At 67.2% G+C, this 24,227-nt stretch carries 24 protein-coding genes and 1 tRNA gene; 12 read left to right on the forward strand and 13 right to left on the reverse strand.

Annotated elements, in window-relative coordinates:
* The first annotated feature begins 21 nt into the window (after positions 1 to 21).
* From aspS to G4D77_RS22655, 10 genes are all read left to right on the forward strand, one after another.
* The gene (gene aspS / locus G4D77_RS22610; protein WP_016445679.1) at positions 22 to 1,824 is read left to right on the forward strand and encodes an aspartate--tRNA ligase; all 1,803 of its coding nucleotides are present in this window, start codon (positions 22 to 24) and stop codon (positions 1,822 to 1,824) included.
* Between the two features lie 78 nt (positions 1,825 to 1,902).
* Positions 1,903 to 2,724 carry a CsgG/HfaB family protein gene (locus tag G4D77_RS22615; protein WP_046241038.1) on the forward strand — a complete coding sequence of 274 codons (822 nt, stop codon included), beginning with the start codon at positions 1,903 to 1,905 and terminating at the stop codon, positions 2,722 to 2,724.
* 8 nt (positions 2,725 to 2,732) lie between these two features.
* Positions 2,733 to 3,209, forward strand: a complete 477-nt coding sequence (gene nudB / locus G4D77_RS22620) for a dihydroneopterin triphosphate diphosphatase (protein WP_017406295.1) — start codon at positions 2,733 to 2,735, stop codon at positions 3,207 to 3,209.
* 27 nt (positions 3,210 to 3,236) lie between these two features.
* Positions 3,237 to 4,007: an endonuclease/exonuclease/phosphatase family protein gene (locus tag G4D77_RS22625; RefSeq protein ID WP_016445682.1), complete on the forward strand. Its 771-nt coding sequence runs from the start codon at positions 3,237 to 3,239 to the stop codon at positions 4,005 to 4,007.
* A gap of 129 nt (positions 4,008 to 4,136) precedes the next feature.
* A complete protein-coding gene (gene folE / locus G4D77_RS22630; RefSeq protein ID WP_016445683.1) occupies positions 4,137 to 4,859 on the forward strand; it encodes a GTP cyclohydrolase I in 723 nt (240 codons plus the stop codon).
* A gap of 105 nt (positions 4,860 to 4,964) precedes the next feature.
* Positions 4,965 to 5,846, forward strand: a complete 882-nt coding sequence (locus tag G4D77_RS22635) for an EamA family transporter (RefSeq protein ID WP_016451038.1) — start codon at positions 4,965 to 4,967, stop codon at positions 5,844 to 5,846.
* A gap of 14 nt (positions 5,847 to 5,860) precedes the next feature.
* Positions 5,861 to 6,715, forward strand: coding sequence for a DUF429 domain-containing protein (locus tag G4D77_RS22640; RefSeq protein WP_034347629.1), 855 nt, complete (start codon positions 5,861 to 5,863; stop codon positions 6,713 to 6,715).
* 42 nt (positions 6,716 to 6,757) lie between these two features.
* Entirely contained in the window at positions 6,758 to 7,402 is a 645-nt protein-coding gene (locus tag G4D77_RS22645; RefSeq protein WP_154833628.1) for a LysE family translocator, read from the forward strand.
* Between the two features lie 97 nt (positions 7,403 to 7,499).
* Positions 7,500 to 8,525, forward strand: coding sequence for an AraC family transcriptional regulator (locus G4D77_RS22650; RefSeq protein ID WP_026062612.1), 1,026 nt, complete (start codon positions 7,500 to 7,502; stop codon positions 8,523 to 8,525).
* Between the two features lie 142 nt (positions 8,526 to 8,667).
* Positions 8,668 to 9,681 carry a Bug family tripartite tricarboxylate transporter substrate binding protein gene (locus tag G4D77_RS22655; protein WP_016445688.1) on the forward strand — a complete coding sequence of 338 codons (1,014 nt, stop codon included), beginning with the start codon at positions 8,668 to 8,670 and terminating at the stop codon, positions 9,679 to 9,681.
* Here the strand turns inward: G4D77_RS22655 and G4D77_RS22660 are convergent.
* The 6 genes from G4D77_RS22660 to G4D77_RS22685 all read right to left on the reverse strand — a co-directional run bounded on the left by G4D77_RS22660 (position 9,668) and on the right by G4D77_RS22685 (position 16,635).
* Entirely contained in the window at positions 9,668 to 11,119 is a 1,452-nt protein-coding gene (locus G4D77_RS22660) for an amidase (protein WP_154833629.1), read from the reverse strand. The genes G4D77_RS22655 and G4D77_RS22660 overlap by 14 nt on opposite strands.
* Positions 11,120 to 11,219: 100 nt before the next feature.
* The gene (locus G4D77_RS22665; RefSeq protein WP_154833630.1) at positions 11,220 to 12,713 is read right to left on the reverse strand and encodes an ABC transporter substrate-binding protein; all 1,494 of its coding nucleotides are present in this window, start codon (positions 12,711 to 12,713) and stop codon (positions 11,220 to 11,222) included.
* Between the two features lie 136 nt (positions 12,714 to 12,849).
* Positions 12,850 to 13,692, reverse strand: a complete 843-nt coding sequence (locus G4D77_RS22670; RefSeq protein ID WP_154833631.1) for an ATP-binding cassette domain-containing protein — start codon at positions 13,690 to 13,692, stop codon at positions 12,850 to 12,852.
* Positions 13,689 to 14,744 (reverse strand): ABC transporter ATP-binding protein, encoded by a 1,056-nt coding sequence (locus G4D77_RS22675; RefSeq protein ID WP_074921104.1) that lies wholly within the window; start codon positions 14,742 to 14,744, stop codon positions 13,689 to 13,691. The genes G4D77_RS22670 and G4D77_RS22675 overlap by 4 nt, the downstream gene beginning before the upstream one ends.
* A 14-nt stretch (positions 14,745 to 14,758) precedes the next feature.
* Positions 14,759 to 15,676, reverse strand: coding sequence for an ABC transporter permease (locus G4D77_RS22680; protein WP_016445693.1), 918 nt, complete (start codon positions 15,674 to 15,676; stop codon positions 14,759 to 14,761).
* Positions 15,673 to 16,635, reverse strand: coding sequence for an ABC transporter permease (locus G4D77_RS22685; RefSeq protein WP_016445694.1), 963 nt, complete (start codon positions 16,633 to 16,635; stop codon positions 15,673 to 15,675). Before G4D77_RS22685 ends, G4D77_RS22680 begins: the two co-directional genes overlap by 4 nt.
* 290 nt (positions 16,636 to 16,925) lie before the next feature.
* Between G4D77_RS22685 and G4D77_RS22690 the strand changes: the two genes are divergently transcribed.
* A complete protein-coding gene (locus tag G4D77_RS22690; RefSeq protein WP_016445695.1) occupies positions 16,926 to 17,189 on the forward strand; it encodes a YfhL family 4Fe-4S dicluster ferredoxin in 264 nt (87 codons plus the stop codon).
* A 4-nt stretch (positions 17,190 to 17,193) separates the two neighbouring features.
* Here the strand turns inward: G4D77_RS22690 and pth are convergent, their stop codons facing one another.
* The 7 genes from pth to G4D77_RS22725 all read right to left on the reverse strand — a co-directional run bounded on the left by pth (position 17,194) and on the right by G4D77_RS22725 (position 23,132).
* Positions 17,194 to 17,817 (reverse strand): aminoacyl-tRNA hydrolase, encoded by a 624-nt coding sequence (gene pth / locus G4D77_RS22695; protein ID WP_154833632.1) that lies wholly within the window; start codon positions 17,815 to 17,817, stop codon positions 17,194 to 17,196.
* Positions 17,818 to 17,941: 124 nt separating this feature from the next.
* Positions 17,942 to 18,571 carry a 50S ribosomal protein L25/general stress protein Ctc gene (locus G4D77_RS22700; RefSeq protein WP_016445697.1) on the reverse strand — a complete coding sequence of 210 codons (630 nt, stop codon included), beginning with the start codon at positions 18,569 to 18,571 and terminating at the stop codon, positions 17,942 to 17,944.
* Between the two features lie 172 nt (positions 18,572 to 18,743).
* On the reverse strand, positions 18,744 to 19,703 hold the full coding sequence (locus G4D77_RS22705) for a ribose-phosphate pyrophosphokinase (RefSeq protein ID WP_026063011.1): 960 nt from the start codon (positions 19,701 to 19,703) through the stop codon (positions 18,744 to 18,746).
* A gap of 44 nt (positions 19,704 to 19,747) precedes the next feature.
* Positions 19,748 to 19,824: transfer RNA gene (locus G4D77_RS22710), tRNA-Gln, on the reverse strand.
* Positions 19,825 to 19,853: 29 nt separating this feature from the next.
* Entirely contained in the window at positions 19,854 to 20,717 is an 864-nt protein-coding gene (gene ispE / locus G4D77_RS22715; protein WP_017405119.1) for a 4-(cytidine 5'-diphospho)-2-C-methyl-D-erythritol kinase, read from the reverse strand.
* A gap of 70 nt (positions 20,718 to 20,787) precedes the next feature.
* The gene (locus G4D77_RS22720; RefSeq protein ID WP_046240494.1) at positions 20,788 to 21,300 is read right to left on the reverse strand and encodes an outer membrane lipoprotein LolB; all 513 of its coding nucleotides are present in this window, start codon (positions 21,298 to 21,300) and stop codon (positions 20,788 to 20,790) included.
* Positions 21,301 to 21,344: 44 nt separating this feature from the next.
* On the reverse strand, positions 21,345 to 23,132 hold the full coding sequence (locus tag G4D77_RS22725; protein WP_026062311.1) for a tetratricopeptide repeat protein: 1,788 nt from the start codon (positions 23,130 to 23,132) through the stop codon (positions 21,345 to 21,347).
* A gap of 62 nt (positions 23,133 to 23,194) precedes the next feature.
* Here G4D77_RS22725 and mutM point away from each other — a divergent pair, with 62 nt between their 5' ends.
* Positions 23,195 to 24,022, forward strand: a complete 828-nt coding sequence (gene mutM, locus G4D77_RS22730; RefSeq protein WP_016445702.1) for a bifunctional DNA-formamidopyrimidine glycosylase/DNA-(apurinic or apyrimidinic site) lyase — start codon at positions 23,195 to 23,197, stop codon at positions 24,020 to 24,022.
* Positions 24,023 to 24,227: the final 205 nt, after the last annotated feature.

The raw sequence follows: 24,227 nt of genomic DNA on the forward strand, positions 1-24,227 counted from the left end.
GGGCGCAGGAAGCTTTTCATCATGGCCATGCGCTCCCACTACTGCGGTCTCGTGACCGAAGCCCTGATGGGCGAAACCGTTACCCTGTGCGGCTGGGTGAACCGTCGCCGCGACCATGGCGGTGTGATCTTCATCGACCTGCGCGACCGCGAAGGCTATGTGCAGGTGGTCTGCGATCCCGATCGCGCCGAGATGTTCAAGACCGCCGAAGGCCTGCGCAACGAGTTCTGCGTGCAGGTCAAGGGCCTGGTGCGCGCACGTCCCGAAGGCACGACCAACGACAAGCTCAAGAGCGGCCAGATCGAAGTGCTGTGCCATGAGCTGAACGTGCTCAACGCCTCGGTCACCCCGCCGTTCCAGCTGGACGACGAGAACCTGTCCGAGACCGTGCGCCTGACCAACCGCGTGCTGGACCTGCGCCGCCCCTACATGCAGCGCAACATGATGCTGCGCTACCGCACGGCCATCCAGGTGCGCAACTTCCTGGACAAGGAAGGCTTCATCGATATCGAAACGCCCATGCTGGGCAAGAGCACGCCCGAAGGCGCGCGCGACTACCTGGTGCCCAGCCGCGTGCACGACGGCGAGTTCTTCGCCCTTCCGCAGTCGCCCCAGCTGTACAAGCAGATGCTGATGGTGGCCGGCTACGACCGCTACTACCAGATCACCAAGTGCTTCCGCGACGAAGACCTGCGCGCCGACCGCCAGCCCGAGTTCACGCAGATCGACTGCGAGACCTCGTTCCTGGGCGAAGAGGAAATCCGCGCCATCTTCCAGCGCATGATCACCGAGGTCTTCAAGACCCAGCTGAACGTGGATCTGGGCGAGTTCCCGATGATGACGTACCAGGAAGCGGCCTTCCGCTTCGGCTCGGACAAGCCCGACCTGCGCGTCAAGCTCGAGTTCACCGAACTGACCGAAGTCATGAAGGACGTGGACTTCAAGGTGTTCTCCACGCCCGCCACGACCAAGGGCGGCCGCGTGGTGGCACTGCGCGTGCCCGGCGGCTCGCAGATCTCGCGCGGCGAGATCGACCAGTACACCGAATTCGTCAAGATCTACGGCGCCAAGGGCCTGGCCTGGATCAAGGTCAACGAAGTGGCCAAGGGCCGCGATGGCCTGCAGTCGCCCATCGTCAAGAACCTGCATGACGCGGCCCTTGCCGAAATCCTCAAGCGCACGGGTGCACAGGACGGCGACCTCATCTTCTTCGGCGCCGACAAGGAAAAGATCGTCAACGACTCCATCGGCGCGCTGCGCCTGAAGGTGGGCCACAGCGATTTCGGCAAGGCCAACGGCCTGTTCGAGGACCGCTGGGCGCCGCTGTGGGTGGTGGACTTCCCCATGTTCGAGCACGACGAGGAAAACGACCGCTGGGCGGCCGTGCACCACCCGTTCACCTCGCCCAAGGACGGCCACGAGGAACTCATGGTCACCGATCCGGGCAACTGCCTGGCCAAGGCCTACGACATGGTCCTGAACGGCTGGGAGCTGGGCGGCGGCTCGGTGCGTATCCACCGCGCCGACGTGCAGAGCAAGGTGTTTGACGCGCTCAAGATATCGCCCGAAGACGCACGCGCCAAGTTCGGCTACCTGCTGGACGCGCTGCAGTACGGCGCCCCCCCGCACGGCGGCCTGGCCTTCGGCCTGGACCGCCTGATCACGCTGATGACGGGCGCCGACTCCATCCGCGACGTGATCGCCTTCCCCAAGACCCAGCGCGCCCAGGACCTACTGACGCAGGCACCTTCGCCCGTGGACGAAAAGCAGCTGCGCGAGCTGCACATCCGCCTGCGCAATCCGCTGGCGGCCACGCAGGGCTGAGGAGCAGGCTTCACGGCTTGACAGGAACGGCAGGAGCTGGCGCAGCTTCTGCCGTTTTTCTTTTTGCGGAGAGCTTTCATGCGTTTTCAAGGCATTGCATCGGTGGCGCTGGCGTTGGCGGTGTCGGCAGGGCTGGGCCTGTCCGGTTGCGGCGAGAAGAAGACCGAGCTGGGGCAGGGCGGTTCGGAGATCACGGGCTCTGCCGGGCCGCTGGGGGCGAACAACGGGTCGCGCGAACTCGTGCGCTGCGATGCGCCCGTGGCCACGCTGGCCCTGGCCGAGAATCCCAACGGCTACGTCATGGGCTCGGGCTATCAGCTGCCGGCCTCGCCCGTTCCGCTGGTCAAGCTGCTGGCCCAGCAAAGCGGGTGCTTTCGCGTGGTGGACCGGGGAGCGGGCCTGCGCGGCACGGTGCAGGAGCAGGACCTGAAGAATGCCGGCGTGCTGCGCGAGAACTCCACGGTGCGCAAGGGCCGGGGCTACGAGGCCCAGTACACGCTGACGCCCAGCCTGACCTTCAGCGAGCAGGACGCGGGCCGCGGGCTGGCCGGCGTGGTCGCCATGATCCCGGTGCTGCGAGACATTGCAGGGCTGGCCGGCCTGGTCGAGCAGGTCAAGTTCAAGGAGGCGCAGACCGCGCTGCTGCTGTCGGACAACGAAACCACCGAGCAGGTGGCCGCTGCCACGGGCGCAGCCCGCACCACCGATCTGGGCGTGGGCGGCATGGTGCTGGGCCGCCTGGGCGCTGCGGGCGCGGGCTGGAGCAATACCAACGAGGGCAAGGTCATCGCCGCTGCCTTTCTGGATGCGCACAACCAGCTGGTCTTCCAGGTGCGCGCGCTGCAGGCCAAGGAGCTGCCACCGCCGGTGGCCACCAAGGCCGGGCAGGGCAGGAGCTGAGGCCAGCCATGGCCGGCCACAAGATCCCCGAGTCGGTGCTGGTCGTCATCTACCGTGATGACGGCCAGGTGCTGCTGATGCGCCGCACCGCTGCGGCGCCTGAGGGCGGGGAGTTCTGGCAGTCGGTGACGGGCAGCAAGGACCATGAGGGCGAGTCCTGGCGCGAGACCGCGGTGCGCGAGGTGCGGGAAGAAACCGGCATTGATGCCGAGGCGCCCGGCTGCCTGCTGCAGGACTGGGCGCTGGAGAACATCTACACCATCTACCCTGCCTGGCAGCACCGCTATGCGCCCGGTGTATGGCACAACCGCGAGAGGGTTTTCGGGCTGCGGATTCCGTCCTACACCCCTGTGTTCTTGAATCCGAGGGAACATACCGCATCTGCTTGGCATCATTGGCGTGAGGCTGCCCAGCGCTGCTATTCACCGTCCAATGCGGAGGCCATCTTGCTGCTTCCACGTTTTTCCCCAACGAAGCCGGACTGAACCCCTCGCCTGCGTTCCCGAACCGCCATGACTGAAAACGCGAATTCCCATCAGGTGGACCCCGGCCCGTCGATACTGCGCGTCGCGACCTACAACATCCACAAGGGCGTGCAGGGCATGGGTCCCGCGCGCCGCCTTGAAATCCACAACCTGGGCCACGCCGTGGAGCAGCTCGATGCCGACATCGTCTGCCTGCAGGAAGTGCGCAAGATGAACCACAAGGAGGCCGCGTACTTCGAGCGCTGGCCCCAGGTATCGCAGGCGGAGTATCTGGCTCCCCTGGGCTATGAAGCCGTCTACCGCACCAACGCCTACACCCGCCACGGCGAGCACGGCAACGCGCTGCTGACCCGCTGGCCCGTGGTGGGCCACCAGCACGAGGACATCTCCGACCACCGCTTCGAGCAGCGTGGCCTGCTGCATGTGGAGGTGGAAGTGCAGAACCGGCGCGTGCACACCATCGTGGTGCACCTGGGGCTGATCCCCGGCAGCCGCGTGCGCCAGGTCTCCCAGCTCAAGCGCTTCATCGAGCGAGAGGTGCCGCCCGGCGCGCCCGTGGTGGTGGCTGGCGACTTCAACGACTGGGGTGGCCAGATCAAGCGCATGCTGGGCGGTTTCGGCCTGTACGAGTACGACGAATTGCCCAGCGTGCCCACCTATCCCTCGCGCCTGCCGCTGGCCCAGCTGGACCACGTCTATGTGCGCGGCCTCACGCCGCTGGGCCTGCATGTGCCCAAGGGGCGCATCTGGTGGCGCATGTCGGACCATCTGCCGCTGATTGCGGAATTCCGCCTCTAGCCCTGGCCGCTCTGACACACGCCACTCTTTTGCTATTGAATTGATAGCTTTCGGGGCGGGCAGAACCTGCGTTTGGGTGGAAAATCCCTTGCGTGCCATGCTGCGGGTTTCGCTGTTACCATGCCAGCCATGTTCAGAGAACTCGTCGACATGAAACAAGACAGCCAGGCCGAGGGCACCCCCGTCTCGGTCAAGATCCGCGAACGACTGAAGCAGGCGCAAAAGCGCTTTCATGCGAACGACAACATCTCCGAATTCATCGAGCCCGGTGAACTCGAGCAACTGCTCGACGAAGTCCAGGAAAAGATGCAGGGCGTGCTCGACAGCATGGTCATCGACACCACGCACGACCACAACACGCGCGCCACGGCGCGCCGCGTGGCCAAGATGTATGTCAACGAGGTGTTCCGGGGCCGCTATGTGGCGCAGCCCGCCATCACCGAATTCCCCAACGCCGAGCACCTCAACGAGCTGATGATCGTCGGCCCGATCACGGTGCGCAGCGCCTGCAGCCACCATCTGTGCCCGGTGATCGGCAAGATCTGGATCGGCGTGCTGCCCAACAAGAACACCAATGTCATCGGCCTGTCGAAGTACGCGCGGCTGGTGGACTGGATCATGGGCCGTCCCCAGATCCAGGAAGAGGCCATCATCCAGCTGGCCGACCTGATCCTCGACAAGACCCGCCCCGACGGCCTGGCCGTGGTCATGGAGGCTTCGCACTTTTGCATGTCCTGGCGCGGTGTGCGCGAGATGGACAGCAAGATGCTGAACTCCGTCATGCGCGGCGCCTTCCTCACCAACCCGGAACTGCGCCGCGAGTTCCTCTCGCTGGTGTCCAGCCGCAAGTAAATCCCCGGGGTGGCGTCCCCGGACGCCTCACACAACACCCCAGGCTGCGCAGTGCGCGGCCTTTTTTCTTTCCCGCGCCACGCCCCGCTTTCCCCGGACCTGCCCATGTCGCTGCAAGCCTTTGCCCTGATCATCATTGCTGGCCTCATCCATGCCGGCTGGAACATCGTGGCCAAGAAGGCGGGCGGTGATTCGCGCTTTGCCTTCTTCACCTCGGTCATCATGATGGTGATCTGGGCGCCGCTGGGCTGGTGGGTGGGGCGCGATGTGGTGCCCACATGGGGCCGCAACGAATGGCTGGTGGTGCTGGCCAGCGGCCTGCTGCACGTGGCCTACTACGTGACCTTGCTGCGCGGCTACCGCAGCGCGGACCTCACCGTGGTCTATCCGCTGGCGCGCGGCTCGGGGCCGCTGCTGTCGTCCATGGTGGCCATCCTCTTTCTGGGTGAGCGGATTTCCTCGTTGGGCGTGCTGGGCATTGCCGGCGTGGTGGTCGGCGTCTTCCTGATCGCGGGAGGCCCCGGCCTGCTGCGCGCGCGCCATGATCCCGAAGCCCGCGAACGGCTCAGGATGGGCCTGTGGTACGGCCTGCTGACGGGCGCCTTCATCGCCAGCTACACCGTGGTGGACGGCTATGGCGTGAAGCTGCTGCTGATGTCGCCCATCCTCATCGACTACATGGGCAACTTCGTGCGCGTGTTCCTGCTGGCGCCCGTGGTGCTGCGCGACCTGCCCACGGCCCGGCATCTGTGGCGCGCGCAGTGGCGCTTCGCGGCCCTGGTGGCGCTGATCAGCCCCATCGCCTACGTGCTGGTGCTCTACGCCATGCAGGATGCGCCCATGTCGCACGTGGCGCCTGCGCGCGAAGTCTCCATGCTGTTCGCGGCGCTGATCGGCGGGCACATGCTGCGCGAAGGCGATCGCCTGGCACGCATTGCGGGCGCCGTGTGCATTGCCGTCGGTGTGACGGCGCTGGGCCTGGGCTGAGCACCATGGCGGCAATGCGGGTACTGGGCTGCGATTTCAGCAGCCGACCTACGGCGCGCAAGCCCATCACCATGGCCCTGGGCCGCCTGCTGGCTGGGGACACGGTGGTCCTGCAGGATTTGCTGGAGTTCGCCTCGCTGGACGCCTGGGCCGCCTGGCTGGCCCGGCCTGCCGATTCGGCGCAGTCAGCCTGGGTGGGCGGTTTCGACCTGCCTTTTGCCCTGCCGCGCGAACTGGTGGAGCAGCTGTGCTGGCCCACGGAATGGGCGGCCTGCATGGACCACTACGCCGGCCTCACGCGCCAGGCCATACGCGAGCAGTTCAAGGCCTTTTGCGCGGCGCGGCCCGCAGGCGGAAAGTTCGCGCACCGGGCCACGGACGGGCCTGCCGGTGCCAGCCCTTCCATGAAATGGGTGAACCCGCCCGTGGCCTACATGCTGCATGCCGGGCTGCCCTTGCTGCGCGCGGCCGGCGTGCACCTGCCGGGCCTGCAGCCTCCCGGCAAAGGCGATGCGCGCCGCGTGGCGCTGGAAGCCTACCCGGGCATGCTGGCGCGCGCCGTGATCGGCCGCCTCAGCTACAAAAGCGACGAACCCGCACGGCAAACGCCCGAACGCCATCAGGCGCGCGTGCAATTGCTGGCGGCGCTGGAGCGCGGCGACAACCCGCTGGCGTTGCGCCTGCGTATCGACGCCGAAGAAACCCGCAACCAGTTGCTGGCGGACGGCAGCGGAGACCGGCTGGACGCCGCAATCTGCATGCTGCAGGCCGCCTGGGCTGCGGCCCGCCATGCGCAGGGCGATGCGCTCTACGGGTTGCCGCACGACCTGGACCCGCTGGAAGGCTGGATCGTCACGGCCCAGGCCTGATCTGCGCCGCACTGAAATACTCGAATCGGGAAGAGACAAGCGATGCCCACCTTTGAAACCTTGCTGGCCTTTTTCGGCGTGGCCGTGCTGCTGGGCCTGAGCCCGGGGCCTGACAACCTGTTCGTGCTCATGCAATCGGCCCAGCGCGGCTGGCGCGTGGGCCTGTGCGTGGTACTGGGCCTGTGCCTGGGGCTGGTGGTGCATACGGCGGCGGTTGCGCTGGGTTTGGCGGCGCTGGTGGCTGCGTCGCCCCTGCTGTTCACCGCCATCAAGCTGTGCGGCGCCGCCTACCTGGCCTGGCTGGCCTGGGGTGTGCTGCGCGCCGTGGCCCGGCCGGGCGAGATGCCGCAGGCCGGCGCAGCCGACCCGCTGACCCCCGCACGGGCGCTGCGCTGGGTGGGGCGTGGCGTGGTGATGAACCTCACCAACCCCAAGGTGCTGATCTTCTTCCTGGCCTTTCTGCCGCAGTTCGCGGACCCCGCGCGCGGCGGCGTGGCCACGCAGGTGATGGTGCTGGGCTGCGTGTTCATGCTGGCGGCGCTGCTGGTGTTCGGTGCCATCGCATGCTGCTCGGGCTGGTTCGGCGTGCTGCTGCAGCGATCCGTGCGTGCGCAGAACTGGCTCAACCGCGTGGCCGGGCTGGTGTTCCTGGGCATGGCGGTGCGGCTGGCGCTGGTGCAGCGCTAGGGCCTGTTCACACTAGTGCGGGGCCGTGGCACAGTCCCTCCATGCTTTTTCGCTCACGCCCCTTGGCGCCATGAGCAGCGGCGTCCTCATCCAACCCATGCCACAGACCACGGCCCACACCATTGCCATCGTCCAGGTCCTGCAGATCGTGCAGGGCGTGCAGCGCAATGGCATGGATGTGCCAGCCATCCTGCGCCGCGCCGGCATTGCGCCTGCTCTGCTGGATGCGCCGCTGTCGCGCGTGACCCAGGCGCAGTACGCGGCGCTGATCCGCGTGCTGCGCCGCGTCTGCCGCGACGAGCTGTGGGGCCTGTGCCGCCATCCGCTGCCCGTGGGCAGTTTTGCCCAGGCCTGCCGCACCATGCTGCCCTGCCGCACGCTGGGCGAGGCATTGCAGGCCGGGCTGCGTTTCTACCGCCTGGTGCTGCGCGACTTCGCGCCCCGGCTGCAGGTCGTGGACGGCGTGGCCCGCATCGCCATGGTGTCGCTGCGCGAGCGCGATGCGCCGCTGGCCTATGCCGAGCGGTCCTTCTGCTTTCTGGGCTATGGCGTCATGTCGTGGCTGGTGTCGCGCAGGATAGAGCTGACGGGCGTGTGCGCGCCGGCCGGCGCCAGCATGCCGTATGGCACGGAGGCGCAGCGCCTGTTCCTGGCGCCGCTGCAGCGCGACCGCGACTTCACGGGGCTGGAGTTCGATGCGCGCTGGCTGGAGCTGCCCGTGGTGCAGACCCCTGAGAGCCTGGCCGAATTCCTGGACCAGGCGGCCATGGGCCTGGTCATCCGCTACCGCGACCGCACGCGCCTGGGCGAGCGCATCCGCCGCCTGCTGCGCCGCGATCTGGCGGGCGAGCTGCCTTCGCTGGAGCAGGTGGGCGCCGCGCTGTCCATGACGCCGCAGACGCTGCGCCGCCGCCTGCGCGACGAAGGCCTGGGTTTCCAATCCCTCAAGGACGACCTGCGCCGCGACGCGGCCATCGAGCTGCTGAACCGGCCGGAGCTGACGCTGGCCGATATCGCCGCGCGCGTGGGGTTTGCCGAGGCCAGCACCTTCCACCGCGCCTTCAAGGGCTGGACCGGCCTGCCGCCGGGCGCCTACCGGCAGGCCCAGCATCGCGGCCGCTGATCTTTTTTGCCAATCATTTTGAGACGATCGGCGATTGGTGGCTGAAGGCCTGGTGGCCACACTGTCCATGGACCCTGCCACTGCGGCAGGGCACACCGCCCCGCCAACGAGGGCGGAGCACCGAAGGACAAGGAGACAAGCCATGGAATCGAGCCGACGCGGCTGCCTGCGGGCGGCGCTGGCATGCGCTGCCAGCGCCTCACTGGGTGCCGCCCTGGGAACGGCATCGCCGATCGCCTTTGCACAGCCGGCAGGCGGTGCCTACCCGTCCAAGCCGCTGCGCATGGTGATTCCCTACCCGGCAGGCGGCGGCACCGACATCATCGGGCGCATCATTGCCCAGCAACTGAGCCAGGCCTGGGGCCAGCCCGTGGTGGTGGAGAACCGGCCGGGCTCCAGCGGCATCATCGGCGGCGACGTGGTGGCCAAGTCGCCGCCAGACGGCTACACGCTGCTGCTGGGGATCACGGCCATGATCCAGTCGCCTGCGCTGTACGCCAGGATGCCCTATGACGTGCTCAAGGACTTTGCCCCCGTATCGCAGGTGGCCCTGTCCTCGGACCTGTTCGTGGTGCCGCGCGACGTGCCGGCCACGACGCTGCAGGAGTTCATCGCCCTGGTCAAGGCCCATCCGGGCAAGTACAGCAACGGCAACTACGGCAACGGCACCTCCTCGCACATGCATGGCGAGCTGCTGCGCGCCCGGGCCGGGCTGGACTTGGCGCTGATTCCCTACAAGGGCGCGGCGCCGCTGGTCAACGACGTGCTGGGCGGGCAGCTGTCGTCGGGCTTCATCGATGTGTCCTCGGCCAATGCGCACCTGAAGTCGGACAAGATCCGCATCCTGGCCATCACCGGCATGCAGCGCCACCCGGCGCTGCCCGAGGTGCCCACGTTTGCCGAGCTGGGCCTGGCCGGCTTCGAGGCCAATGGCTGGTTCGCCACCTTCGTGGCGGCGGGAACGCCCCGGCCCATCGTGGACCGGCTCTCGGCGGAGGTGCGGCGCATCGTGGCCACGCCCGAACTCAGCGGCCGCCTGGCCTCCATGGGCCTGCGCCCGGTGGGCGGCACGCCCGAGGAATTGGCCTCCGTCATGGCGCGCGACATGCCGCGCTGGGCGCGCATCGTGAAGGAGGCGGGAATCAGGCTGGAGTAGCCGATGCAGTCTGCGCCCGGTCCTGGCCCGACTGAACGGGCTGTGGCCAGGCGGGCTGGGGTGGGCGCAACTGCTCCAGCACCCGGCTGAGCCGGAGCACGCCCAGGTCGTCGAACCGGCGGCCTGCGATCTGCACGCCTATGGGCAGCTGCCCGTCATGCCCGCAGGGCACGGATGCGGCGGGCTGTTCGGACATGTTGTAGGGCACGGTAAAGGCAATGTGCTCCAGCGGCCGCAGCGGGTCGTTGGTGGGGCTGGGCAGGTGGGCCGGGAAGGCCGTGATCGGCGCCACGGGGGACAGCACGTAGTCGTAGGCCGCCGTGGCCCGCACCGTGGCCGTGCGCAGAAGGTGCGACTGCTGGCTGGCCACGAACAGCTGCGTGGATGTCAGTGGCGCGGCACTGTCGGCCCATTCGCGGATGAAGGGCAGGATCACGCGGCGCTGCGCGTCCGTCAGCGACTGCATTTCCACATGTGATCGCATGCGCCAGAAATGGTCGAGGCCGTCGAGCATGTCGCGGGTGAGCCAGGGCTCGATGCGCTCGATGTGCGCGCCGGCCGATTCCAGCCAGGCCGCAGCCTGCTCCACCACGGCGCGCACGCGGGGCTGCAGGGGCAGGCCGCAGCCGGCATCCAGCAGCAGGCCTATGCGCAGGCCGCGCACCTGGGCAGGGTCCATGTCGAAGCTGTGCCATGCAATCTCCTGGTGCGGCAGGCCCATGCTGTCGCGTGCATCGGGCAGGGACAGCACCTGCATCATCAGCGCGGCGTCGGCCACGCTGCGGGTCATGGGACCTGCGCAGCGGCCAGTGTAGGGCGGGTCGATGGGCACGCGGCCCAGGCTGGGCTTGAGGCCGAAGATGCCGCACCAGCCCGCCGGCAGGCGGATGGAGCCGCCGATGTCCGTGCCCACGTGCAGCGGCCCGTAGCCGGCCGCCGCAGCGGCGCCCGCACCGGCGCTGGAGCCGCCCGGCGTCTTGTCCGGATCCCAGGGATTGAAGGTGTTGCCGTGCAGCGAGGACAGGCCGGACGACAGCATGCCGTAGTCCGGCATGGTGGTCTTGGCGAAAAGGATGGCGCCTGCCTCGCGCAGGCGCGCTGCGGGTGGGGCATCCAGCGGGGCCGCGACCTGCGGCATGGCGGCCGTGCCCACGGGCGTGGGATCGCCGCGCGTGGCGATGTTGTCCTTGACCGTGGCGGGAACGCCGTCGAGCAGGCCGGCCGGCTCGCCGCGCAGCCAGCGGGCCTCGCTCTCGCGGGCCCGGGCCAGGGCGGCCTCGGGGCGCAGCAGGTAGGTGGCGTGCAGGGCCGGCTCCCAGCGCTGCACATGGGCCAGCAGGTCGTGCATGACCTCGACGGGCGAGAGGCTGCGGTCCCGGTAGGCGCGCAGCAGCGCATGGGCGGGCAGGTCGTGCAGGGCCTGTGTCGTTCCAGTCATCGCGGCTTCCTCGAAGATGGCGGTTCTTGCGGCAGATCTGGCGCAGTGTGGCCCGGTGCCACCGGCGCGCCTGTCGCCTGTGGCTCAGCCTGTGCGCGGTTCAGGTGGCCCAGGACAGTGCGGAGAGATCGTTGACGAAGACGGGCATGTCCTTCCACAGTCCGCGCAGGTTCTTGTTGGCCACGGTGACCCATTGCGGCGTGTAGAGGAAGGCGTGCACGCAATCCTGGGCCAGCAGGCGCTGCGCATCGCCCAGCAGGCGCGAGCGGTCAGCGGGGCGCGAGGCGTTCTTGATCTTGTCGTACAGCTCGTTGAACTGGGACGACTGGTAGCCCCAGTAGTAGTCGGGCTTGGCGAAGTTGCCCAGGTCGAAGGGCTCGACATGGGAGATCAGCGTCAGGTCGTAGTTCTTGAGCGTGTAGGTGCCCGACAGCCACTGTGCCCATTCGACGTTCTGCAGCTTGGCTCGGATGCCGATCTTGGCCAGCTGCGCGGCAATCACCTCGCCGCCCTGGCGCGCGTAGGGCGTGGGCGGCAGGGTCATGGTCAGCTCCAGCGGCGTCTTGACGCCGGCCTCGGCCAGCAGCGCCTTGGCCTTTTCCACGTCGAAGGGGTTGATGCCCGTGGTGTCCACGTAGCCGAAGGCCGTGGGCACGTAGTAGCTGCCAATGGGCAGGCCGTAGCCGTCGCCCGCGCCGTCGATGACGGCCTTGCGGTCGATGGCGGCGGCGATGGCGCGGCGCACCCGCGCATCGTTCAAGGGCTTGCGCGCGTTGTTCATGGCCAGGATGGTCTTGGCCCGCGAGCCGCTGACCACGACCTGGAAGCGCCCGTTGGCCTTGAACTGGGCCACGCTGCGCGGCGTGACGCGCGGGAAGGCGTCGACATCGCCGGCCAGCAGTGCGGCCACCTGGGCTGCAGGGTCGGAAATGAAGCGGAAGGTGGCACGGCGAATGCGCAGGCTGGGGGCCGTGCGGTACCGGGGCCAGGCCGTGAGCGTGACCGAGGCGCCCTTGTTCCAGTTGCCCAGCTGGTAGGGTCCCGTGCCCACGGGGCGCGTGGCGTTGGTGGCAGCGCTCTTGGGCTCCACGATGATGGAGGTCGCCTGCCCCAGCACGAAGAGGAAGTCGGGGTCGATGTCCTTGTTGGTGACGACCACCGTGTGGTCATCCACCACGCGCGTGGACAGGGCGGCGAAGGTGCGCTTGTCCTTGTTGGTGCTCTTGTCGTCGCCCGCGCGGTCGAAGGAGTACTTCACGCTGTGGGCGTTGCAGGGCTCGCCGTTCTGGAAACTCACACCCTTGCGCAGGCGGAAGGTGTAGGTCTTGAGGTCGGGCGAGACCTCCCAGCTTTCGGCCAGCAGCGGGGAGACGCTGCCGTCCGGATTGATCTTGGTCAGCGTCTCGAACAGGTTGTAGAGCACGATCTCGCCAATGGACGATGCGGCGCCGGCCGTGGGGTCCAGCCCCGGCGGCTCCAGCGTCATCGCCAGCGTGACACTGTCCTTGCGGCCCTGGGCCAGCGCAGGCCAGGGCATCAGCAGGGGCAGGCCGGCAGCAGCGGAGCTGGCCAGCAGGGAACGGCGATTGAACATGAACAGGTCTCCGGAAATTCTTGCAGATGGGTCATGGGCCGCTGGCTGCGGCCTGCAGCAGTGTTTTTACACCAGCGCGCGCGTGCGCGTGGCCATGAGGGCCCGGTCCGCTCCGGTGGTTGTCAGCTTTCGGCTTTCAGGCTCGGTGCTGCAGGGCGATGCGTGGCACGGCCCGTACCAGGGCCTGGGTGTAGGGATGCCGCGGGGCGTGGAACAGTTGCTGCGGAGCCCCGCGCTCGACGATGCGGCCTTCGCTCAGCACGATGGCGTCGTCGCACAGGTGCTGGACCACGGCCAGGTCGTGGCTGATGAACAGGTAGGACAGGCCCAGCTGCTGCTGCAGATCGCGCAGCAGGTTCAGTACCTGGGCCTGCACCGAGACGTCGAGGGCGCTCACGGGCTCATCGGCCACGATGAGGCGGGGTCGCGTGACCAGGGCGCGTGCAATGGCGATGCGCTGGCGCTGGCCGCCCGAGAATTCATGCGGGTACTTGTCCAGGTCCTGCACGCGCAGCCCGACCTGCTCCAGCGTGGCGCGGGCCAGGTCGCGCCGGGCTGCGCGCTCGGGCGGTGCAGGCTGGGCGGTCAGGGGCTCGCAGACGATGTGTTCCACCGTCATGCGCGGGTCCAGCGAACCGTAAGGGTCCTGGAACACCATCTGGAAATCGCGGCGCGCCATGCGCAGGGCCTGGTTGCCGAGCCGGTGCAGATCCTGGCCCAGCAGCTGCACGCTGCCGGCGCTGGGCGTGTCCAGCGCCATGACCAGGCGTGCCAGCGTGGACTTGCCGGAGCCCGACTCGCCCACCACGCCCAGGCTGCGCCCCGCCGTCAGCGTGAAATCCACGCCGCGCAGCGCATGCACCTGCTCCGGCGCGCGCCACAACGAGCGGCGTGGCAGCCGGTAGCTGCGGGCCAGGTCCGTCACCTGCAGCAGGGGCGGATCGGCAGCGGCCGGTGCCTGGCGGTCGTGCTCCGTCATGTGCTGCGGCCCTGCGTATGCATGCCCGGCGCAATGGCCTCGGAGCGCAGGCAGCGCACCACATGCGGCTGTGCCCAGGCCTGCAGGGCGGTGGGCGTGGGCCGCTGCGGGCGCTCCAGCACCAGGGCGCGCGGGCGCTCGCTGTGGCAGGTGGGCTCGGTATAGCTGCAGCGGCCCGCGAAGGCGCATCCGGCTGGCAGGTCCACCAGCTCGGGCACGGTGCCGGCAATGGTGGGCAACCGCGCCGGCGGCTGGTGGCCTGGTCCCGAAGGCTCCAGCTGCGGCCTGGCGGCGAACAGGCCGCGCGTGTAGGGATGGGCGCGGCGCGCGAAGATGGCCTCGGTCATGCCGCTTTCGACCACGGTGCCGCCGTACATCACCTGCAGCTGCTCCACGTTTTGCGCGATCACTCCCAGATCGTGCGAGATCAGCAGCAAGGCCATGGAGTGCTCGGCCACCAGTTCCTGCAGCAGATCGAGAATTTGCTGCTGCACGGTCACGTCCAGCGCCGTGGTAGGTTCGTCGGCGATCAGCAGGTCGGGCCCGCAGGCCAGGGCCATGGCGATGGTGATGCGCTGGCGCTGGCCGCCCGAGAACTGGTGCGGATAGTCATCAAAGCGCTGGGCTGCGCGGGCAATGCCCACGCGCTCCAACAGGGCCACTGCGCGCTCGCGCGCGGCCTGGCGGCCCAGGCGCTGGTGGTGGCGCAGCGGCTCGGCCACCTGGCGGCCGATGCCGTGCACGGGGTTGAGGGCCGTCATGGGCTCCTGAAACACCATGGCCATGCGGTTGCCGCGCAGGCGGCACAGCGCGCGCTCGTCCATGTCCAGCAGCTCCTGGCCGTTGAGCCGGATGCTGCCGTCCACCTGCGCATGCTCCGGCAGCAGGCCCATCAGCGCCAGGGCGGTCAGCGACTTGCCGCAGCCCGACTCGCCGATCAGGCCCAGCGTGGCGCCGCGCTCCAGGATGAATTCCAGGTTCTGCACGGCACGCGCGCGGCCGCGCGGGGTCTGCAAGGTGATGGTGAGGCCGGAGACTTCGAGCAGGGGCATGGCGCGTGTCTTCCTCAGCGCTGGCGCGACAGGCGCGGGTCGAGCAGATCGCGCAGCCCGTCGCCCAGCAGGTTGAGCCCGAGCACGGACAGCGCAATGGCCAGGCCCGGCCACACGGCCAGCAGCGGCGCCTGGAACATGAGGGTCTGGGCCTCGCTGAGCATGCGGCCCCAGGAGGCCTGCGGCGGCTGCGTGCCCAGGCCCAGATAGGACAGGGCGGCCTCCGCCAGAATGGCCAGCGCGAACTGTATGGTGGCCTGCACCACCAGCACGGGCAGGATGTTGGGCAGCACATGGCGCCAGGTGATGCTGGCGCGGCCATGGCCGCAGGCGCGTGCAGCCAGCACGTATTCACGTGCCCAGACCGCCTTGGCCGATGCCCGCGTGATGCGCGCAAAGGTGGGAATGTTGAAGATGCCGATGGCAATGATGGCGTTGACGATGCCCGCGCCGAACACGGCCGTGAGCATGATGGCCGATAGCAGCGCAGGAAAGGCGAAACTGAAATCGGCCAGCCGCATGATGGCCTCTTCCACCCAGCCCCGGCAGGCCGCGGCGACCAGTCCCAGCACCACGCCCATCGACAGCCCGATGCCCACGGCGATCACGCCGACCAGGATGGAACTGCGCGCGCCCAGGAACAGCAGCGAGGCCACATCGCGCCCATAGGCATCGGTGCCCAGCCAGTGCAGGCTGCCGGGTGCGGCCAGCTTGGCATCCAGGTCCATGTCGTAGGCCGAGCCCGGCGTCCACCACAAGGACAGCAGCGCGGTGAGCAGCAGCAGCGCGGTCAGCATGGCACCCAGCATGAAGCTGCGGTGGCCCAGCATGCGCCGGCCCAGGCTGGCCGGCCTGCTGAGGGTGACCGCCCGCGTGGGCCGATGGCCCGGTGGCGCAGCGGTCGGCGAAACAGGGTTGCCTGGCTGGCTCATATGTCGCTGGCCTCGATGCGTGGATCAATGGCTGCGTACAGCACATCCACGATGAAGTTGATGACCACCACCATGGCCGCCAGCAGCAGCACGCAGTTGCGCACGACGATGAGGTCGCGGTTGGCGATGGACTGGAAGATCAGCCGGCCCAGGCCCGGCAGGTAGAACACGTTCTCCACCACGATGGTGCCGGCCAGCAACTGGGCAAACTGCAGCCCCATGACCGTGAGCACGGGAATCATGGCATTGCGCAGCACGTGGCCCCAGAGCACGGCGCGGCGCGGCAGGCCCTTGGCGCGGGCCGTGCGAACGAAGTCCTCGCGCAGCACTTCCAGCACGGCCGAGCGCGTGATGCGCGCCAGGATGGCCGCCTGCACCACGGCCAGCGAGATCGCCGGCAGCAGCAGGGCCTGCAGTGCGGGCAGGACGCCGCCGCCATCGGCCTCGCTCCAGCCTGGAAAGCCGCCTGCGGAAAACCATTGCAGCTTCACCGAGAACACCAGGATCAGCAGGATGGCGAACCAGAAATTGGGGATGGCAATGCCGATCTGCGCCAGGCCCATGACGCCCAGGTCGCCCCATCGGTTGTGGCGCGAGGCGGCATAGATGCCCGCTGCCAGGGCCAGCACGGTGGTGATGAGCATGGCCATCACGGCCAGCGGGGCGGTCACTGCCAGGCGCTCCAGCACCAGATCGCTGACCGGTGTGCTGTAGGCGTAGCTCAGTCCCATGTCGCCATGCAGCAGCCCCTGCAGCCACTGCAGGTAGCGCTGCCAGGCTGGCTGGTCCAGTCCCAGCTGCTCGGCCAGCGCCTGCACGGCCTCGGGGGCGGCATCGGGCCCCATCAGCGTCTGGGCCGCATTGCCGGGCAGCACTTCCAGCACGCCGAACACCACGGCCGAGGCGCCCAGCAGCGTGGCTGCCAGCATCAGCAGGCGCTTGAGCAGGAAGACGCTCATGGGCAGTCGGCCTTGGCACGGTGTTGGGCTGTCACGTCGGCGGAATGTGTGTGGGTGGTTCTTGGCGGGCCCGAATGGTAATGCGCACGGCCCATGCGCGCAGCATAGCGGCCTTTGAAGGTGCATCGCTCCGTGCCGATCCGGCGCGTATGCTTGCCCGTGCAGCCTTCATGCGTATGAAGGGGGCAGGATAATGGCGCAATGACTGATGCCACCTTGCTGCAAGGCCCGTTCGGGGTGCAAGGGCCTGCCCGGCCCGGAGCGTGGCGTGCGCTTGCGAGGGACCTGCCATGGCTTTGATGATCACCGACGAATGCATCAACTGCGATGTCTGCGAACCCGAGTGCCCCAACGATGCAATCTCCATGGGCGAGGAGTACTACGAGATCGAGCACAGCAAGTGCACGGAATGCGTGGGGCATTTCGATGAACCCCAGTGCGTGCAGATCTGCCCCGTGGCCTGCATTCCCGTGAATCCCGCCCACGTGGAAGACCGCGAGACGCTGATGCAGAAATACCTGCGTCTGCAATCCCAGGCTCCCGCCGCTTCCTGATCGCTCAGCCCTTGTCGCTCTCGGCTGTGGCCGAGCGCACGGGCTTGGGGCGTGGAGGCTTGGTGGTGTGGATCAGCAAGGTCGCCTTGTCCATGTCGCCCGCCTGCAGCTCGGGCCAGGCCTTGAGCGAATGGGCAATGCTGTCCTCGATCAGCTGGCGCTGGTCGGGCGCGGGCTTCTTGAGCACCCAGTTGGCGACTTCGGCCTTGTGCCCCGGGTGGCCTATGCCGATGCGCAGCCGCCAGTAGTCGGCCGAGCCCAGCTGGGCATGGATATCGCGCAGGCCGTTGTGGCCGCCGTGGCTGCCGCCGCGCTTGAGCTTGACCTGGCCTGGGGCGAAGTCCAGTTCGTCATGGACCACGAGGACCTCCTCGGGCTGGATCTTGAAAAAGCGCGCCAGCGCGCCCACCGATTTGCCGGACAGGTTCATGAAGGTCTGCGGCTCGAGCAGCCAGACACTCTCGCCACGCACGCTGGCGCGGGCCATGAGGCCGAAGTAGCTGCGCTCGGGCACCAGGTGGACCTTGAGTTCGCGCGCCAGCGCATCTATCCACCAAAAACCCGCGTTGTGGCGGGTGTCCTCATACTCCGGCCCGGGATTGCCCAGGCCGACAAACAATTTGATCATCGGGCGATTATCTCCATGGCGGCCTCAGCAGGCAGGCGATGGTGTTCACCATGCAAAAGGCCCACGCGAGGTGGGCCTTTTGCAGGTTGCGGCAGCCGCAGCCGCCGCAAGGGAAAGCCAAGAATTACTTCTTGCCCTTCTTTGCCGGAGCGGCCGGGGCCGCTGCGGGAGCTGCGGATGCATCAGGAGCCACTTCGGGCAGCTTGATGGAGATCAGGGCCGGGTTCTTGTTGGAGCCGCGCACCACAGCCTTCACGCCGTTGGGCAGCTTGACGTTCTGCAGGCCCAGGGTCGACTTGGAGGTCAGGCCGCTCAGGTCCACCTTGATGAACTCGGGCAGTTGAGCGGGCATGCACACCACGTCCAGTTCATGGATCAGGGGAGTGATGGTGCAGTTCTCGACCTTGACGGCCTGGGACTGTTCCATGCCCTCGAAGTGCAGCGGCACCTTCAGGTGAACCTTGGTCTTGTCGTCAACGCGCTGGAAGTCCACGTGCAGGATCAGCTGCTTGTAGGGGTGGAATTGCACGTCGCGCAGCACGACCTTGGAGGTCTGGCCGTTGACTTCCATGTCCAGAACGCTGGAATGGAACACTTCCTTCTTCAGGGCGTGCCACAGGGCGTTGTGATCGATCTCGATCAGTTGGGCTTCGGCAGCACCGCCGTAGACGATGCCAGGGGCCTTGCCCGAATTGCGCAGACGGCGGCTCGCACCCGTACCTTGCTTGGCGCGCTCAAAAGCGACGAATTGCATAACTAACTCCTAGATGGATGGACCGCGACCAGCCTCATCCGTTGATAAAAGAACGCCTGCCCCGTGCGGAACAGGCTGCTCTTGCGGTGTCCCGGGATGGTCCTGAAACCATCCCGGAACGCGCAAACCTCCCGAAGGAGGTTTGCTGGTTCAGACCACAGGGGCCGATATTTTATTCGGAGAACAGGCTCAGCACCGAATCGCCGGTGGAAATCCGCTGGATTGTCTGGGCAATCAGGGGGGCCACGGACAGTTGGCGGATCTTGCCGCAAGCCTGGGCTTCGGCGCTCAGAGGAATGGTGTTGGTCACCACGACCTCGTCCAGTGCACTGCCGTTGCCGATGCGCTCGATGGCCGGACCCGAGAAGATCGGGTGCGTGCAATAGGCGTAGACGCTCTTGGCACCACGCTGCTTGAGCACTTCGGCTGCCTTCACCAGGGTGCCGGCGGTGTCGATCATGTCATCCATGATCACGCAGTTGCGGCCGTCGATGTCGCCGATCACGTGCATGACTTCGGAGACGTTGGCCTTGGGGCGGCGCTTGTCGATGATGGCCAGGTCGCAGCCCAGCTGCTTGGCCAGCGCACGGGCACGGACCACGCCACCCACGTCGGGCGAGACAACGATCAGGTCTTCGTAGTTCTTCTGGCGCAGATCGCCCAGCAGCACCGGCGTGGCATAGATGTTGTCCACGGGGATGTCGAAGAAACCCTGGATCTGGTCTGCGTGCAAGTCCATGGTCAGCACGCGCTCGACACCCACGGCCTGCAGCATGTTGGCCACGACCTTGGCCGTGATCGGCACGCGGGTGGAGCGCGGGCGGCGGTCCTGGCGGGCGTAGCCGAAGTAGGGAATCACCGCGCAGATGCGCTCGGCCGATGCACGCTTGAGGGCGTCCACCATGACCAGCAGTTCCATCAGGTTGTCGTTGGTCGGTGCGCAGGTCGATTGCACGACGAAGACGTCGCGCGTACGCACGTTCTGCTTGATCTCGACGGCGACTTCTCCATCGGAGAAGCGACCCACGTCGGCTGCACCCAGCGTGGTGCCGAGGTGCTGAACGATTTCAGCGGCCATGCCAGGATTGGCATTGCCGGTGAAGACCATGATGTCAGGATGATGTGAATGCATTGAGCGCCCCAGTACGATGGGTTTGCCTTGACGCGAAAGACGTTTGGCAGGGGAGGAAGGACTCGAACCCTCGCATGCCGGAATCAAAATCCGGTGCCTTTACCAACTTGGCGACTCCCCTACACAGGCCCTCTGCCGCAGGCAGACAGCCTATAAACTCTCATCTTTGAGCCAATCCTTGAGGGGATGGGCCTGCAGATTCCTGCAAACTCTGACATTCCAGATGCCTGGGGCATTCTCGAAGTCGATTGTTTGCGTCAGTGGTGCAAATACTGCACTTCCCGAGCCCGTCATTCTAGCACGCAGTTTGAAGGACTTGAGCCAATCAATGGCTTTTTTCACTTCAGGCTGCAGCCTTTCGGCGACGGGCTGCAAGTCGTTCTGGCCAAAGCCATAGTGATCTGCAGCAAAGTCAGCGATTGTAGCATGGGCATGATCGCGCTTGAGGTCGGGGGCGCGGAAGATGGACAGGGTTTCCAGTCCCGCCTCGGGCTTGACCACCACGAACCGCTGGGGCGGCAGGGCATGGCTGTGCTCCAGCGGCGTGATGTGCTCGCCTATGCCCTCCACCCAGGCGGAGCTGCCGCACAGAAAGAAGGGCACATCTGCGCCCAGGCCCAGTCCAATGCGCTGCAGTTCGCGCCGGGTCAGGTTCAGTTGCCACAGGCGGTTCAGCGCCATGAGGGTGGATGCCGCATCCGACGATCCTCCGCCCATCCCGGCCTGTGCCGGCAGGCGCTTTTCCACGCCTATGTGCACGCCCTGGCTGCAGCCGGTGGCCTGTTGCAGCGCGCGTGCGGCCCGCATGATGAGGTCGTCGGCAGGAAGGGCCATGCCCGAGAGGTCCTCGCGGCTGACGTTGCCGTCGCCGCGCTTGTCGAAGTGCAGCGTGTCGTGCCAGTCCAGCAGCATGAAGACCGATTGCAGCAGGTGGTAGCCATCGTCTCGGCGGCCGGTGATATGGAGGAACAGGTTGAGCTTGGCCGGAGCCGGCACGTCGTGGAGCGAGCGCATGGGCTGGAGAGGATGAGAGGGATGGAGGCGGGTGCGGCGGGATGGGGGCAGAGGGCGCGCCCGGCGCAAATCAGGGTGTGTCGAGCACGATGCGCAGCGCTGCCGGCGGCTGCGGGTCATGGCGCCGGGCGGACAGCCGGCCCTGCTCCATGCGGGAGAGATCGACCTGCCAGCCTGCGGCTGCGGTGGCCCGGCCCCGCAGCCAGTCGAACAGGGCAGCGATGGGCAGGTCGCTGCCCGTCAGCTCTTGCACCAGCGTGGGCAGCGAGTCCGAGGTCTTGCGGTCCTCGCCTTGCTGCAGGCTGGCCTGTCCTGGCGCCCAGAGCAGGCGCGCCAGCGTCGATCCCAGGGGGGTGAACAGCAGCAACTCGCCGCGCTGGGGGGTGCCCAGCAGCTCGAAGCCTGCGCTGAAGGATTGGTTCTGCGCATCTTCCACCTGCAGCGCCAGTCGGCCCGACCAGTGCCCGGCGGCGGCCGGTGCTGCTGCATCGGCCTGGAGCTGGCGGGGTGGCAGGGCGCAGCCGGCCAGAGTCAGCAGCGCCGTGGCAGCAGCCGTGGCGCACAGCTGCCGGCGGATGAGCATGGGGCGCAAACGATGGGGCACGGGGTGGGGCACGGCGCGGCGGCTCAAAGCGAGACGCCCAGGCGGCGCAGGGTGTCGCGCAGCGTGGTGTTGTCGGGGCTGGAGGCCAGGCCCTGGCGCCAGATCTTCTGCGCGCGTTCGCGATCGCCCTTGACCCAGAGCACCTCGCCCAGGTGCGCCGCGATCTCCACGTCGGGGCGGGAGGCGTAGGCGCTTTCAAGCAGCTTGAGCGCTTCGTCCAGGTTGCCTTGGCGGAATTTCACCCAGGCCAGGCTGTCGGTGATGAAGGGGTCGCCTGGCGACATCTCCAGCGCCTTGCCCACGAGCTTTTCTGCTTCGTCCAGATGGATGCCGCGCTCGGCGAAGGAGTAGCCCAGCGCGTTGTAGGCATGCTGGAAGTCGGGCCGACGCGCGATGATGCCGCGCAGCAGCCGCTCCATTTCGTCATGCTTGCCGATGCGCTCCGCGAGCAGGGCCGTGTCGTAGGCCAGTTCGGCGTCTTCGGGGTCCTGTTTTTGCAGCTCGGCCTGCAGCGCATAGGCCTGGGCATTCTGATTGGCGTCGCGCAACAGCTGCACTTCGGCCAGACGCTTGAGCCGTTGCTGACTGGGGCCGCTGGCAGGCACGGCTTCGATCAGGGCGCGCGCTTCCTTGAGCTTGCCCTGGCGTGCAAGCAGGCTCGCTCGGCGCGCCTGCACGCTCAGCAGGTTGGGGGCATCGTCGATGCGGCGCAGCAGGGCATCGGCCTCGTCGAACCTGCCTTGCTTTTCAGCGATCTGTGATTGCAGCAGGTAGTACTGGGACTGGCCAGCGCTGCGCGCCACGCCGGCAGGAATCTGCGGCACGAGCTTGCCGAAGCGCTCGGTGGATGCCTGAGCCGCACCCACATCGTTCGTTTGCAGCTGCAGGGCGGCCAGCGTGGCCCAGGCTTCGGCGTAGTCGGGCGAATCCATGGTGATGGAGACCAGTTGCTGCCGGGCCTCGTCCAGGCGCTGCTGACCCAGCAGCACGCGGGCATAGGCCATGCGCATCTGGGCTGACGGGTTCTTGGCCAGGTAGCGCTTGACGATGGGTTCCGCCTCCGGCATGCCGGCTTCCAGCAGCTCCATGGACAGCAGGGCCACGGGGCCTGTGTCGGGCGTCAGCGCCTGGGCCTTTTGCACGGCCTGCATGGCTGCGGCCTTTTGCCCGGCGCCCAGGCGCATGTGGCCGATGGTGGCCCAGGCCAGCGGGCCGCTGGCCGGATTGTCGGTTTCGCCGGCCATAGCCTGCTCGACCACATCGGCAGCAAGGGCCTTGTCGCTGGCGTTGTTGTAGAGCTGGGTGATGCCCAGATAGGTGGCAGGCTTGGACGGAGCGGGCGTGGCCTCGATCTCGCGCTTGAGATAGCTGCCGGTATCGGCGATGCGGTTCAGCGCCACCAGGATCTGGAGCACGAAGCGGTTGGCATCGCGTGACTGGGGAAAGGCGTCCAGCCAGGCGCGGGCATTGGCCAGTGCGCGCTCACCGGAGCGCGACTGCAGCGCCAGTTCCGTGCCACGGCGGTACAGCTGCTCGCTGCCGCTGGTGCGCGCAGCCTCCATCATCATGGCCTGGGCATCGCCCAGCGCGCCTTCGCTGGCAGCGATTTCGCCGACCAGGATCTCGTAGAACAGTTCGGCGTTGAGCGCTGCGCGCTCCTCTTCGGCAGACGCGGCGGCGGACGATGGAGGTTCCGGGGATTCCGTCTCGATGGTGGCTGCGGTCTTGCCAGGCAGTGCCCAGGCAGTGGCGGAACCCATGGCCAGGGCTGCTGCCACGGCGAGTCCCTGAAGGCGAAGGCGATGATCCATCGAATCATAATAATCGAAGCCTCGGCCCGCATTTCGCACAACCTCAGTACAACCCGGATCGCATGCCCGAATTGCCAGAAGTAGAAGTCACGCGGCGTGCGTTCGCCTCGCAGATCGCCGGAGCGCGCATTGAATCCGTGGCGCTGGGCAAGCCATTGCGCTGGCCTCTGGGCATTGCCCCCGAGCTTCTGACCGGGCGCGAGGTGCACAGCGTGCGCCGGCGCGGCAAGTACCTGCTGATGCAACTGAGCGAAGGCCTGCTCATGCTGCATCTGGGCATGTCGGGCAGCCTGCGTTTCGTGGCGCCGCACGAGTTGCCGCTGGGTCCGGCGGGCGCACATGACCATTTCGATCTGCACACCAGCAAGGGCCAGCTGCGCCTGCACGATCCGCGCCGGTTCGGTGCGGTGATGTATGTGCCGGCCGAGAACGATCCCTGGGCGCGCAGGCTGCTGGACCATCTGGGAATGGAGCCGCTGGATGACAGCTTCCTGTTCGAGACCTTCAAGGCCGGTCTGAAGGCCAGCCGTACGCCCATCAAGCAATTGCTGTTGAGCGGCAGCGTGGTGGTGGGCGTGGGCAATATCTATGCGTCCGAAGTGCTGTTCATGGCACGCATTGCGCCCACGCAGCCGGCCTGCGAGGTGGGGCCGCGCAAGGTGCGCCGGCTGTTCGAGGAGATTCGCCGCGTGCTGGAACTGGCGGTGGAGCAAGGGGGAACGACGCTGCGTGATTTCTCGGCGCCCGACGGCATGGCAGGCCACTTCCAGCTGCAGGCCAAGGTGTATGGCCGCGAGGGCCAGCCCTGCACGCATTGCGGCTCGCCCATACAGCTGCTGCGCCAGGGCCAGCGCAGCACCTACTTTTGCGCGCGGTGTCAGAAAGCGTGAGATGGCCTCAAAAAGAGGAGCGAATTCTCAACGTCTCGTAACGCTTGTGGAGGCCAATCTGCGCGAGATTCATATCGGGTCTGTGCGGGAGGCTCACATTTCTGAAAAATTACCCCTCAGCCGCGCTGGATTGATGGTGAAATATTGTTTCATTTGTAAATAAACGATGTTTTGCCCTGAATCCCCCCGTTCCAGGGGCCGGCCT

Source organism: Delftia sp. WY8, from assembly GCF_018437695.1.
GTDB lineage: Bacteria > Pseudomonadota > Gammaproteobacteria > Burkholderiales > Burkholderiaceae_C > Comamonas > Comamonas tsuruhatensis.